Here is a 12,865-nt window from a genome sequence, read left to right as displayed (position 1 = left end):
ATACGCGCGCGCACGCGCGAGAGTTGTAATTTTGAATTTTCATAATGTTGATTTTCTTTTCCCGCTTATCAATTCATTAACCAAACTGGCGTTACCTAAGCTCATCGAAACGGCGAGCTAACGTTAAAAATCAGCCAGTTAGCAGGCATGATGCTGTGCGCCGTTCCCGGTGAAACCGGAATGTCCCTTCTTTAATCAGCCATTCAAGGGGCACACTACTATGACGAGCATTATTACCAATGTCGCAGCAATGTCTGCGCTCCAGACTCTGCGCACCATCGGCCAGAACATGGAATCCACCCAGGCACGCGTTTCTTCCGGCCTCCGCGTTGGCGAAGCTGCTGACAATGCTGCCTACTGGTCGATCGCGACCACCATGCGCTCCGACAACATGGCGCTTTCCTCGGTTTCCGACGCTCTCGGCCTCGGCGCTGCCAAGGTAGACACCGCTTCTGCCGGTATGGAATCGGCAATTGAAGTCGTTAAGGAAATCAAGGCAAAGCTGGTCACGGCAACTGAAGAAGGCGTCGACCGCACCAAGGTTCAGGAAGAAATCGATCAGCTGCAGAACCAGCTCGTATCGATCGCACAGGGCGCATCCTTCTACGGCGAAAACTGGCTCGTAGGCACTTCGACCCTCGGCGCTACCACGCCCGGCACGGACCCGGACAAGTCGGTTGTTGCTGGCTTCGTTCGCTCCACCGGCGGTGCCGTTAACGTCACGACCACGAAATACGCCCTCGACAACACCGCTACCGGCAACACTCTTTTCGGTTCGGTTGACGCCACGGGCGCCCCCGACACGAGCGGTATTCTCGGTACGACCGGAACGTTCACGACTGTCACCGCTCAGTCCGTCTACACACTGGACATCACCCAGTATGCAGCCGCAGACCGCGCCACCAACATGGCCGAAGCACTGACGCTGGTTGAAAACGCGCTCAAGGCAATGACGAGCGCCGCAGCCAAGCTCGGCTCGCTCTCCATGCGTATCGGCCTGCAGGAAGACTTCGCTTCCAAGCTGTCCGACTCCATCGACAAGGGCATCGGCCGCCTCGTGGACGCTGACATGAACGAAGAGTCCACCCGCCTCAAGGCCCTGCAGACCCAGCAGCAGCTCGGCGTTCAGGCTCTCTCGATCGCCAACAGCAACTCCGAAAGCATCCTGTCGCTCTTCCGTTAATCGAAGACCGAAAGCGAAAAAATCAACCGCGCCGAAAGGCGCGGTTTTTGTTTGTGCAATTGACTGCAAAATTCAGAAATTTCTTGATTAAGACTTCATTAACCAAATCACCGCTAAATCAAGCCATCGAAACGACTCGTTAACCAAGACGAAAAAGAGGTTAACAGGCATCACGCCGCGTTGTCGTTTCCGGCGATCCCGGAATGTCCCTTCCCATTTAGCCAGCTCAGAGGGGCAATTATGACAAGTATTCTGACAAACACCGCCGCCATGTCGGCGCTTCAGACACTGCGTGCAATCAGCGGCCAGCTCGAAGACACACAATCCAGAGTTTCTTCCGGGCTGCGCGTTAAAACGGCTTCCGACAATGCCGCTTACTGGTCGATCGCGACCACCATGCGTTCGGACAACATGGCCCTTTCCGCGGTTCAGGATGCACTGGGACTGGGTGCCGCGAAGATCGATGTCGCTTATTCCGCAATGGAAAGCGCCGTCGAAGTCGTGAAAGAAATCAAATCGAAAATCGTCGCGGCAACCGAAGAGGGCGTCGACAAGACGAAGATCCAGGAAGAAATCGACCAGCTGAAAAAGCAGCTGGAATCGATTGCGCAGGGCGCATCTTTCAGCGGTGAAAACTGGTTGCTGGGCACCGGCGCAAAGACCGTCGTTTCCGGCTTTGTCCGTGACGGCAGCGGTTCTGTCAACGTTACGAAAACCGACTATACGCTTATCGATACGACGACCGCGACAGAAACACCCAATGTGATTTTTGGCCTGACCGGCACGCCCGCAACGCTCGACACCACAAAAGGCATCATCGGAGAGGCCGGAGTAGCCTCGGGCATTTCCGTATGGGACATCGATCTCAAGCTTTTCGATAGCGCAACGCCGCCGACCTACACGATCGGCAATCTTCTCACCGATGTCGAAACCGCGTTTCAGTCGCTCAGCAGCGCCTCCTCCGCCCTCGGCTCCATCAAGATGCGCATCGGCCTGCAGGAAGATTTCATCTCCAAGCTCACCGACTCCATCGACAGCGGCATCGGCCGCCTGGTGGATGCGGACATGAACGAAGAATCGACCCGCCTCAAGGCATTGCAGACACAGCAGCAGCTGGGCATCCAGTCGCTTTCCATCGCCAATACCAGTTCCGAAAATATCCTGTCGCTATTCCGTCAGTAAGCGGCGCCCGATGGCTACGGGCGGTTTCGTCCCGCTCTGGCAGCAACAGAATATTCGGATATGGAAACCGCGCTTCGCAAGGGGCGCGGTTTTCCATTTGCCGCTAACTGCGCGGCGCGCGCATGCATCAACCGCCGCAGGCGATCGGTTCAACAACCGCGTAAGCATTTGAAATTTTGGAGAGAAATGGTGCTGCTAGAGAGATTTGAACTCTCGGCCTCTCCCTTACCAAGGGAGTGCTCTACCCCTGAGCTATAGCAGCATCCGGTGCCGAAGCGTTTGCTTCAGCATCAAGCGTGGCGGCCTATTGCCATAGGTTTTTGACGAGCGCAAGTCGCAAAACGATATTCTTCATCAAGCGGGGCAAAAAAGCGTGCCCCCTGTTGAAAAATACATTTTTCAGATATTGCTGAATCTATGAACGAACATCATGACAAACAGGCAAAGGCAGCGGTTTCCGCCGGCGCTTCCGCGGAAGCATCCGCCCCGGTGGCCGATGGCAAGCCGCAGGCGGGGCCCGGCGAAAAGGCGCGGCAGCGCGAGGCGGAACGCAAAGCGCGGGCGGCCAAGAAGCTTCGTGAAAATCTTTTAAAGCGCAAACAGCAGGTTCGCGCGCGCCGTGCCGGCGAAGAGGACGAGACGATTGGCCTGCCTGCCGCAAAAACGGACGAATCATCCTCATAGAGAATTCACCAAGCATAAATTGAAACGCCGCGGAAATTCGTCTAAGGACGCGCCTTTCCGCAAGGCACGATAAAGAAAGGCGGGCACAGGCCCGTAGGGACGCATGGATCGCATCAGAATTACGGGTGGCAACAAGCTAAACGGCATCATTCCCATCTCCGGCGCCAAAAACGCCGCCTTGCCGTTGATGATCGCATCGCTTCTGACCAGCGACACGCTGACGCTCGAAAACGTGCCGCATCTGGCGGACGTGGAGCAGCTCATCCGCATTCTCGGCAATCACGGCGTCGATATTTCCGTCAACGGTCGCCGCGAAAGCCAGGGCGAAGCCTATTCCCGCACCGTGCACTTCACCTGCCGCACCATTGTCGATACCACCGCACCTTACGAGCTGGTGTCCAAGATGCGCGCAAGCTTCTGGGTCATCGGCCCGCTTCTGGCGCGTGAGGGCCGCGCCCGCGTTTCCCTGCCCGGCGGCTGCGCCATCGGCACGCGCCCGGTCGACCTGTTCATCGAGGGCCTCGAAGCGCTCGGCGCAACGATGGAGATCGACGGCGGCTACATCAACGCCACCGCACCCAAGGGCGGCCTGATCGGCACGGTTTACACCTTCCCGAAAGTTTCCGTCGGCGCGACGCATGTGATGCTGATGGCCGCAAGCCTTGCCCGCGGCACCACCGTCATCCACAACGCCGCCCGCGAACCGGAAGTGGTGGACCTGGCGCAATGCCTGATCGCCATGGGCGCGAAGATCGAAGGCGCCGGCACCTCCACCATCACCATCGAAGGCGTCACCTCGCTCTCTGGAGCACGTCACCGCGTTCTGCCGGATCGCATCGAAACCGGCACCTATGCCATGGCAGTGGCAATGACCGGCGGTGACGTGGTGCTGGAAGGCACGCGCGCAGCGCTGCTCGACAACGCGCTCGATACGCTCAGGCTTGCAGGCGCCACGATCAGCGAGACGGAAACCGGCCTTCGCGTCGTACGCAACGGCAACGGCATCCAGCCGGTCGATATCGTCACCGAGCCCTTCCCCGGCTTCCCCACCGACCTGCAGGCGCAGTTCATGGCGCTGATGACCCGTTCGCAGGGTGTTTCGCATATCACCGAAACCATCTTTGAAAACCGCTTCATGCATGTGCAGGAACTCGCCCGTCTCGGTGCGAAGATTTCGCTTTCCGGCCAGATGGCCCGCATCGAGGGCGTCTCCCGCCTGAAGGGCGCGCCTGTCATGGCGACCGACCTGCGTGCTTCCGTATCGCTGGTCATTGCCGGCCTCGTGGCGGAAGGCGAGACCATGGTTTCGCGCGTCTACCACCTCGATCGCGGCTTCGAACGCCTCGAGGAGAAGCTCACCCGCTGCGGTGCGCTGGTCGAACGCGTCAGCGATTGATCCTGTCTTCGCCGCTCATCCGTTTTCTACCCGTTGCAGAGTGGGCCCGGACTGCCTATTTCCAATGTAAGTCATGGAAATAGCGGTCCGCACCGCAGAAGAAGGAAGAAAAAGATGAGCGGCCTGAAATTGCTCGCGCTGGATACTGAAGATCTCTCCGTCATCTCGACGCATATGCAGGACAGTGTCTTCAAGCTGAAGGATGTTGCCTTCGAGCCGAAGCACGGCCAGTTCACGCTTTCCGCCAACCGTTTCGTCTGGGAAAGCACTGACAAAAAGAACCTGCCGCCGGAGCGCTGCCGCAGCGTCGTTTTCCTGAAACGCGTCTCGGCCGTCCGCTCGCACGGCATCAACCGCGCCGACAGGGAACAGGTGCTGTCGCTTCTTGCCATCCGCTTCGTGCAGAACGGCGAAGGGCCTGATGGAGCCGTGGAATTGACGCTTTCGGGCGGCGGCGCCATCGCGCTCGATGTCGAATGCATCGAAGCGCAATTGACCGATGTGAGCGGCGCCTGGGAAACGGCGGCCAAACCGCATCATCCAGACAGCGAATAAGCACACCGCGCCATTGCAACGGTTGCCTTTCGTCACCGTTTCGATTTATGCCACATACCAGAGCCGCAATTTTTCTGCGGTAAGTTCGTGCACCTCGCGGGATCGCCCGCGGGGACAATGAAAGGGTAATGGCGTGGCAATCTGGCTGGAGCAGGCGTCGGCGGATTTCGAACAGAAATTCGCGGCCTTCCTGACAACCAAGAGAGAAGTTTCCGAAGACGTCAACGCAACCGTTCGCGACATCATCAACGATGTCCGCCATCGCGGCGATGCGGCCCTTGCCCATTATTCCCAGAAATTCGACGGTATCGATTTCACCAAGGTCTCGATGCGTGTCACGGCGGACGAGATCGATGCGGCCTTCGCCGCCGTCGACAGCAGCGTCATCGAGGCGCTAGAACTCGCCGCCCGGCGTATCGAAAAACACCATGCGCGGCAGATGCCGAAGGATGATATTTACGAGGACGATATCGGCGTGGGTCTCGGCTCGCGCTGGACCGCCATCGAGGCCGTGGGCCTCTATGTGCCCGGCGGCACGGCGAGCTATCCAAGCTCGGTGCTGATGAACGCCGTGCCTGCCAGGGTCGCCGGTGTGGAGCGCATCGTCATGGTCGTGCCGGCCAATGGCGGCGCGGTCAATCCGGCGGTGCTGGCTGCGGCGCGTATTGCGGGCGTCGAGGAAATCTATCGCATCGGCGGCGCGCAGGCCGTCGCCGCACTTGCCTATGGCACGGAAACCATCGCGCCGGTCGCCAAGATCGTCGGTCCCGGCAATGCCTATGTGGCGGCCGCAAAACGCCAGGTCTTCGGCACCGTCGGCATCGACATGATCGCCGGTCCCTCCGAAGTGCTGGTTATTGCCGACAGGGACAATGATCCCGACTGGCTTGCCGCCGATCTTCTGGCGCAGGCGGAGCATGATCGTGGTGCGCAATCCATCCTCATCACCGACAATGCCGAACTCGGCAAGGCCGTTGAAGTCGCTGTCGAGCGGCAGTTGAAGCGCCTGTCACGCTCCGAGACGGCGGCGGCAAGCTGGGCCGATTTCGGCGCGGTTATTCTGGTCGAAAAACTCACGGACGCCATTCCGCTCGCCAACCGCATCGCCGCCGAGCATCTGGAACTTGCCGTCGACGACCCGGATGCCCTGATGGCGCATATCCGCAATGCAGGTGCGATTTTCGTCGGACGCCATACGCCGGAAGTGATCGGCGATTATGTCGGCGGCTCCAATCACGTGCTGCCGACAGCGCGGTCGGCGCGCTTCTCCTCAGGCCTCTCGGTGCTGGATTTCGTCAAGCGCACCTCGATCCTGCGGCTTGGACCGGAGCAGTTGCGACAGCTTGCGCCCGCGGCCATCACCCTTGCCCGGTCCGAGGGACTGGACGCGCATGCGCGTTCCGTCTCCATTCGCCTCAATCCGGAAAGTTAAGCGATGGCTTCAGGCGATTTCCGGCTTTGCGACGTGGTACTGGACGACAGCATCGGCCGGTCCACGCCCGACGTGGAGCATGAACGCGCCGTCGCCATTTTCGACCTGATCGAAGAAAACAGCTTCGAACCCTTCGGCCATGATGGCGGCCCCTATCGGCTGCATATATCGCTGGTCGATGCCAAGCTGGTTTTTTCGATCCGCACCGAAGACGAGAAGGATGTCGCGACCCATATTCTGTCGCTGACGCCGTTCCGCCGCATCATCAAGGATTATTTCCTGATCTGCGAAAGCTATTACGAAGCGATCCGCTCCTCTACGCCGAGCCAGATCGAGGCGATCGACATGGGCCGGCGCGGCATCCACAATGATGGCTCGCAGACCCTGATGGACCGGCTTTCCGGCAAGATCAGGATAGATTTCGACACGGCGCGCCGCCTCTTCACCCTTGTCTGCGTGCTTTATTGGCGGGGTTAGAGATGATCGATCCTGCCGCAGCGCCAAACGAGGGACGAGCGCCGAAATCGGTCCTCTTCATGTGCGGCATGAACTCCATCCGTTCCCCCATGGCGGAGGTCATCGCCAAACGGCTGGTGGCGCCCGGCATCTATATACAGTCCGCCGGCGTGCGGGCGGGCGAGCGCGATCCATTCGTAGATGCGGTGCTGGAAGAACAGGGTTTTTCGCTCGGCAAGCACAAACCGCGCACTCTGGACGAGATCGAGGATGATTTTTTCGATCTGATCATTACATTGACGCCGGAAGCCCATCACGCCGCACTGGAACTGACGCGCTCGAATTCGCTCGACGTGGTCTATTGGCCGACCATGGACCCGACGGTGATCACAGGCACGCGCGAGCAGATTCTCGACGCCTATCGCGAGGTGCGGGACCATCTGGCAAAGCTGATCTCGGAACGACTGCCGAGGCGGCAGCAGCCGGTGGCGGATACGCTTTCAAAAGACTGAAAACTGCCTCAGCCTGTTAAAATCAATCGCGATTTTCAAGCCGATGCTTTAGAGGTTCACAAATGTGCCGGGATTGTGTAGTTTCCGCGCAATTTTCCCGGACTCGATATGTCCGGCACTATCAACAGGAAGAAAACCCTTACATGACAAAAGAAGAAGTCCTTGAATTCCCGGGCATCGTAACCGAATTGCTGCCGAACGCAACATTCCGCGTGAAGCTTGAGAACGACCACGAAATCATCGCCCACACGGCGGGCCGCATGCGCAAGAACCGTATCCGCGTTCTGGCCGGCGACAAGGTGCTGGTCGAAATGACGCCTTACGACCTCACCAAGGGCCGCATCACCTATCGCTTCAAGTAATCCACCTTCCGCATCGGACGCCCGGGCAGCGCAATGACCAATTCAAAACAAAAGCTCGTTCTGGCATCCGGCTCGCCGCGGCGTCTGGAGCTGCTGCATCAGATCGGTATCGAACCGGCACGTCTGATGCCGATGGATATCGACGAGACGCCGGCCAAGCTCGAGCATCCGCGCACGCTCTGCCGCCGTCTGTCATTGCAGAAGGCGGAAGCCGCGCAGGCGGCGCTGAAGAACGAACAGGCGTGGAAAGACGCCTATGTTCTGGGATCCGATACGGTGGTCGCCGTCGGTCGCCGCATCGTCGGCAAGGCCGAATATACGGAAGAGGCCTCGGCGGCGCTGCATCTTCTCTCGGGACGCAGCCATTGGGTCTATACCGGCATCTGCCTCGTGACCCCCGGCGGCAAGATCCGGCAGAAGGTCGCGGAGACCAAGGTGCGCTTCAAGCGCCTCTCCACGCGGGAGATCGAGGCTTACATTGCGTCGGGCCAGTGGCGCGGCAAAGCGGGAGCCTATGGCATCCAGGGCATTGCCGGCGCCTTCGTGCAGAAACTGACCGGCTCCTATACCAATGTCGTCGGCCTGCCGCTTTATGAAACCATGTCGCTTCTTTCCGGAGAAGGATTTGAGGTGACTTCGGGCTGGCTCGAAGGATAGGCCATGGCAAAGTCCCCCACCGAAGGCGCTGGAAACGTCACCCCGCTTCGCAAATCCCAGCCATGCCCTGAATGCGGGCGGCCCTCGACGCGCGAAGACTATCCTTTCTGTTCGGATCGCTGCCGCTCGCTCGATCTCGCCCGCTGGCTGAACGGTTCCTACGCCATTCCGGTTGCGGACGATGAAAGCAGCGCCGGCGGACAGGACGGCGGCAAGAATAACGCCGAATGAGAACCTGCACCGCCGGAAACTTCGGCGGTGAATTGCATAAGATTTTCAGAGCCACCGCTCACACCACATATTCACCGGGTTGCCGACAGCCCGAAAAACCATATCAGAACCGGCTGACGCCTTTTTCCGCCAGCCCCTTAAGGTCTTGCGATGGACGCAGGCTTGCAGAAGAGAGTGAGCCATGGCGCGCTGCTGTTTGCGGTGCTGGCCGTTTGCCTTGCCATAGGCGCGACGGTGCTGCTGGCCAATGACAAGAAGCACCTCAAAAGCCTGCTGGCCTATCTCAATCTGGCGCCCACCATGCAGTCCGCCACGCCACCGAAGATGAAGCCTGTCAAACGACAGAAACTCGTCGCCCAAAAAGTCTCTCTGCCGCCGCATCTGCTGAAGTTCGAGCAAGTGGGCGACAGAGCATCTTTCGCCCGCGATTTCGTTGTTTCCGGCAAGGAGCTGTGCGACCGCTTTATCGCCGCAGGTTTCTCCAACCCGCGGGGCTGGCATGCGAGCCCGGTTAACATCCGCAGTTTCGAATGTATGGCCGATTTTGCGGCAGGAAACGCATCAGACCCGGCCGAGCGGGCATCGCTCTTTCTTGAAGTCAGGGGGGAAGCCTCGGGAGAAATTCGCTCCATCCGGATGAAGGCCGTTGCGCCCAAGACACCGGACGGAGCGGCCGTTCTGGCGAAGCTCGATGAAGCGCTCGCCATGATCATCGGACAGACACGCTGGGCCGATCTGGCGGACATGCTGGAGCCGGCACGCCGGATGCAGCCCTATCAGGCACAACATTTCGGTATTTCGGTTTCCATAAAACCGGAACCGACGGCGCCGCATCGCCTGAACGTGATTTTGCTCGCAAACGAACAATCGCCGGGGTTGAAGCTGACACGCAGTTTCTTCGACCGGGATCGCTGGCTTAGCCCAGCCGCTCCACCGGATCGGCCGGCGCTCTATGCGTCCGTCAAGAAAGACCGTGTCCGGTGAGGCGAAGGCCGCTCAGCCTATTGCAGCCAGCTTGCGCCGCACCGGCGGAATCCTGTCGCTTTGCTGGGCCTGACGTTTGGCCTCCCACTGAAGCGCGGTGCGAACGATGGTCGCCAGATCGTTGAAGCGGGGACGCCAGCCCAGTTCCGACTGGATACGCGACGAATCCGCCACCATCGTCGCAATATCGCCCGCGCGGCGCGGACAATGGATGATCGGAAAATCGCGTTCCGATTCCCGCTGCACCGCCTGCAGGACGTCCAGAACCGAATAACCGACGCCATAACCGCAATTGAGCGTGCGGGTGCCGCCACCGGCGCGCAGATGCGCCATGGCCAGCATATGTGCGTCGATCAGGTCGCTGACGTGAATATAGTCGCGGACGCCGGTGCCATCGGCGGTCGGGTAGTCCGTTCCGTAAACGTCCACTTGGTCGCGGCGACCGGTTGCGGCTTCACAGGCGACTTTGATGAGGTTTGCCACGCCCGTGGGCGAAGGCCCGGCGCGGCCCTGCGGGTCGGCTCCGGCGACGTTGAAATAACGCAGCGCCACATAGTTGAAATCATGCGCCTGCACGACATCGCGCAGCATGATTTCGGAAGCGAGTTTCGACAGGCCGTAGGGGTTTTCCGGGCTGAGGATCGCGGTTTCAGGAACCGGGCCATCAAAGGGCTGGTTTCCATAGACGGCGGCTGTCGAGGAGAAAATGAAATTGCGGATGCCATGGGCGACCGCCGCAGCGACGAGGGCGCGGGTCGTGCCCGTATTGTTTTCGTAATATTCGAGCGGCTGGCTGATCGATTCAGGAACGCTGACAGAGCCCGCGAAGTGGAAAATGGTCTCGATCTGGTTTTCTTCGAAAATCTGGTCCAGCAGGGCGCGGTCCGCCGCATCGCCCAGATAAAAACGCGCCGCTGGCGCAACAGCCCAGCGCGACCCCGTCGAAAGCCGGTCGACGACAACGACCTCTTCTCCGGCATCGAGCAAAGCCCACACCATGTGGCTTCCTATATAACCGGCCCCACCCGTGACCAGAACAGCCATGACACTACTTCCCTGTTTGCTTTTCTTGAGCTCATCAAAGCCAATAATTCTTCATCATTGATTACTTGCACAGCGAATACGCGACCAATCCACCGCCCCATTAAAAAGGTGGCTTACGATTGGTTAGCGCAATGAAGTGCTTTTTATCTATTAGTGAAAATGTTCTCATAAATGGAACAAGGAGCGCATATCACAGAAAATGCCCCACGTCGATGGTTGCGCCGTGGGGTTGCAGTTTTAGGTCTTCGCTGTGATTTTGTTGTCGATTTCCCTACCGCAACGCGATCCCGGCACGGCAGGGGAAACCATTGCACGGAAAGCCGACGCTTACCTGCCGAGGATATAGGATGCCAGCCGTTCGGCCGCGTCTTCTATCTGCCTGGGGTTGCGCAGGAAACAGGCGCGGAGAAACAGCTCCCCTCCCGGGCCAAAGGCCGTGCCGGGCGCAAGACCGACCCCGGTCTTGTCGACGATATCGAGCGCCGTCGCCCGGCTGTCCGTTACGCCGTCAATCTTGAGAAAGGCGTAAAGGGCGCCGTCGGGCTTCAGGGTTTCCACACGGTTCGTCGCGATGAGCGCATCGCATAGAATGTCGCGGGAGGTCAGAGCGCGTTCGTAATTTTCGCGGACGAAACCATCGCCGTGATCGAGGGCGGCGACAGCGCCGCGCTGCATGAATTGCGCCACGCCTGAGGTGGAATATTGAATGAGATTCTCGATCACCTGGCCGATGGCCGGCGGGGCGACAAGCCAGCCGACGCGCCAGCCGGTCATGGACCAGTTCTTCGAGAAGGAATTGGCGAAGACGATCTTGTCATCCGGCTCCATGACATCAAGGAAGGACGGCGCACGGCTGCCGGAATAATGATAAAGCGCATAAATCTCGTCGGCGACGATCCACAGATCGTGTTTGCGGGCGAGAGCCAGAACGTCGCGGAGATTGTCGAGCGTCGCCGTCCAACCGGTCGGGTTGGAGGGCGTATTGATGAAAAGCGCCTTCGTCTTGCCGGTGATCGCGCTTTCCAGCCTGTTGATATCGAGATCCCAGCGGCCGTCGCGGAAATCGATGCCGACCGGAACCGCCTTCGCACCCGCCACGCCGATGGCAGCCACGATATTCGGCCATGTCGGAGACAGATAGATCATTTCGTCGCCGGGCGAGGTCAACGCCTGCACGGCAAGCACGATGGCCTGCATGCCGGAACCGGTCGCGTAAAAATGCTCCGGCGGCAGCGACGCTGCGAAATGACGTTGATAATAACGGCTCAGCGCCTGGCGCAATTCGGGAATGCCGCGCTGCCAGGTATAGAAGGTTTCGCCGTTGTTCAGCCCATCGATGGCGGCCTGATTGATGAAGTCCGGGCTCGGCAGATCGCCTTCGCCGACCCACAGCGGCAGGAGATTGTCCCGCCCCCGGGCATAATTCACGACCTCAACGATACCGCTCTCGGGAGCCGCCAGAGAGCGCGCACTCAGACTGTTCAAAATGGACATTAAAGACACTCCGTTTGGTGCCTTCTTATCGCATCGAACCAGCCATGTGCATGATATTCCGTGAGGCGATCATGGATTTTCTTTATGGGTCATCCCCGGCAGGAGATCGCCGGCCTCATGGGCCGGCACATCAGGCCGGGGACGATGGCGGCAATCAACGCGTCTTCAGCAGATCGCGGATTTCGGTGAGGAGCTTGACGTCTTCCGGCGGCGGTGCTGCTTCCGGCTTTTCCTCGACCTTCTTGCGCTCAACGGAATCACGAAGCTTGTTGACGCCCTTGACCATCAGGAAAATGATCCAGGCCAGGATAAGGAAGTTGATGAGAACCGTCAGAAAGTTGCCGTAGGCGAAGACGGCGCCCTGATCGCGGGCGGCGGCGAGCGACGTGGCGTTGACGCTGGAGCTCAGCGGCAGGAAGTAGTTCGAAAAATCGAACCCGCCGAAGATCGCGCCGACAATCGGCATGATGAGATCGTTGACGACGGAGTCGACGATCTTGCTGAAAGCCGCACCGATAATAACACCCACGGCCAGATCCATGACATTGCCGCGGGCAATGAAGGTTTTAAATTCGTTAAGCATTCAGATTGTCCCTCTCTCCTGCTTCGCGAGCTGAAGCTATGTGACTGTCCCTACGGGTCGAACCATATAGGGTCCGGGCTTCATTTGGAATCCGCGGGATTGCATTTATT

The 12,865-nt window shown here is 59.2% G+C and carries 15 protein-coding genes and 1 tRNA gene; 12 read left to right on the top strand and 4 right to left on the bottom strand.

Annotation, left to right across the window (positions count from 1 at the left end):
• The first annotated feature begins 220 nt into the window (after positions 1-220).
• Together ACQZ5N_RS22110 and ACQZ5N_RS22105 are read left to right on the top strand one after the other, a co-directional pair.
• A complete protein-coding gene (locus ACQZ5N_RS22110; protein WP_142778667.1) occupies positions 221-1,183 on the top strand; it encodes a flagellin N-terminal helical domain-containing protein in 963 nt (320 codons plus the stop codon).
• Positions 1,184-1,423: 240 nt separating this feature from the next.
• Positions 1,424-2,365 carry a flagellin N-terminal helical domain-containing protein gene (locus ACQZ5N_RS22105; protein WP_059760551.1) on the top strand — a complete coding sequence of 314 codons (942 nt, stop codon included), beginning with the start codon at positions 1,424-1,426 and terminating at the stop codon, positions 2,363-2,365.
• Between the two features lie 187 nt (positions 2,366-2,552).
• Here the strand turns inward: ACQZ5N_RS22105 and ACQZ5N_RS22100 are convergent.
• A tRNA-Thr gene (locus ACQZ5N_RS22100) sits at positions 2,553-2,627 on the bottom strand.
• 155 nt (positions 2,628-2,782) lie between these two features.
• On the opposite strand from ACQZ5N_RS22100, the gene ACQZ5N_RS22095 reads away from it, so the two are divergent.
• The 10 genes from ACQZ5N_RS22095 (at position 2,783) to ACQZ5N_RS22050 (ending at position 9,634) form a co-directional block, all read left to right on the top strand.
• On the top strand, positions 2,783-3,049 hold the full coding sequence (locus ACQZ5N_RS22095; RefSeq protein WP_004432485.1) for a hypothetical protein: 267 nt from the start codon (positions 2,783-2,785) through the stop codon (positions 3,047-3,049).
• A 103-nt stretch (positions 3,050-3,152) separates the two neighbouring features.
• Entirely contained in the window at positions 3,153-4,445 is a 1,293-nt protein-coding gene (gene murA / locus ACQZ5N_RS22090) for a UDP-N-acetylglucosamine 1-carboxyvinyltransferase (RefSeq protein WP_448734126.1), read from the top strand.
• A 114-nt stretch (positions 4,446-4,559) separates the two neighbouring features.
• A complete protein-coding gene (locus ACQZ5N_RS22085) occupies positions 4,560-5,000 on the top strand; it encodes a DUF2948 family protein (RefSeq protein ID WP_004432481.1) in 441 nt (146 codons plus the stop codon).
• A gap of 133 nt (positions 5,001-5,133) precedes the next feature.
• The gene (gene hisD / locus ACQZ5N_RS22080; RefSeq protein ID WP_448734125.1) at positions 5,134-6,432 is read left to right on the top strand and encodes a histidinol dehydrogenase; all 1,299 of its coding nucleotides are present in this window, start codon (positions 5,134-5,136) and stop codon (positions 6,430-6,432) included.
• Between the two features lie 3 nt (positions 6,433-6,435).
• Complete coding sequence (locus tag ACQZ5N_RS22075; protein ID WP_004432477.1) at positions 6,436-6,909, top strand: UPF0262 family protein; 474 nt, start codon at positions 6,436-6,438, stop codon at positions 6,907-6,909.
• A gap of 2 nt (positions 6,910-6,911) precedes the next feature.
• Positions 6,912-7,400 carry an arsenate-mycothiol transferase ArsC gene (locus ACQZ5N_RS22070; RefSeq protein ID WP_004432476.1) on the top strand — a complete coding sequence of 163 codons (489 nt, stop codon included), beginning with the start codon at positions 6,912-6,914 and terminating at the stop codon, positions 7,398-7,400.
• 143 nt (positions 7,401-7,543) lie between these two features.
• A complete protein-coding gene (infA, locus tag ACQZ5N_RS22065; RefSeq protein WP_003503453.1) occupies positions 7,544-7,762 on the top strand; it encodes a translation initiation factor IF-1 in 219 nt (72 codons plus the stop codon).
• A 33-nt stretch (positions 7,763-7,795) separates the two neighbouring features.
• The gene (locus ACQZ5N_RS22060; RefSeq protein ID WP_020010410.1) at positions 7,796-8,419 is read left to right on the top strand and encodes a Maf-like protein; all 624 of its coding nucleotides are present in this window, start codon (positions 7,796-7,798) and stop codon (positions 8,417-8,419) included.
• Positions 8,420-8,422: 3 nt separating this feature from the next.
• The gene (gene yacG / locus ACQZ5N_RS22055) at positions 8,423-8,650 is read left to right on the top strand and encodes a DNA gyrase inhibitor YacG (protein ID WP_065654468.1); all 228 of its coding nucleotides are present in this window, start codon (positions 8,423-8,425) and stop codon (positions 8,648-8,650) included.
• A gap of 150 nt (positions 8,651-8,800) precedes the next feature.
• Positions 8,801-9,634, top strand: a complete 834-nt coding sequence (locus ACQZ5N_RS22050; RefSeq protein WP_448734124.1) for a DUF6030 family protein — start codon at positions 8,801-8,803, stop codon at positions 9,632-9,634.
• 12 nt (positions 9,635-9,646) lie between these two features.
• On the opposite strand, the gene galE is transcribed toward ACQZ5N_RS22050, so the two are convergent.
• The 3 genes from galE to mscL all read right to left on the bottom strand — a co-directional run bounded on the left by galE (position 9,647) and on the right by mscL (position 12,755).
• Complete coding sequence (gene galE, locus ACQZ5N_RS22045) at positions 9,647-10,678, bottom strand: UDP-glucose 4-epimerase GalE (RefSeq protein ID WP_137452377.1); 1,032 nt, start codon at positions 10,676-10,678, stop codon at positions 9,647-9,649.
• Between the two features lie 327 nt (positions 10,679-11,005).
• Complete coding sequence (locus ACQZ5N_RS22040) at positions 11,006-12,172, bottom strand: pyridoxal phosphate-dependent aminotransferase (protein WP_448734123.1); 1,167 nt, start codon at positions 12,170-12,172, stop codon at positions 11,006-11,008.
• Between the two features lie 154 nt (positions 12,173-12,326).
• Positions 12,327-12,755 (bottom strand): large conductance mechanosensitive channel protein MscL, encoded by a 429-nt coding sequence (gene mscL, locus ACQZ5N_RS22035; protein ID WP_003522754.1) that lies wholly within the window; start codon positions 12,753-12,755, stop codon positions 12,327-12,329.
• Between the last annotated feature and the right edge of the window lie 110 nt (positions 12,756-12,865).

The sequence above is a fragment of the Agrobacterium sp. 22-221-1 genome (assembly GCF_053522445.1).
The sequence above is the reverse complement of the archived record's forward strand: the minus strand, read 5'-3'. Positions and strand labels throughout refer to the sequence as shown.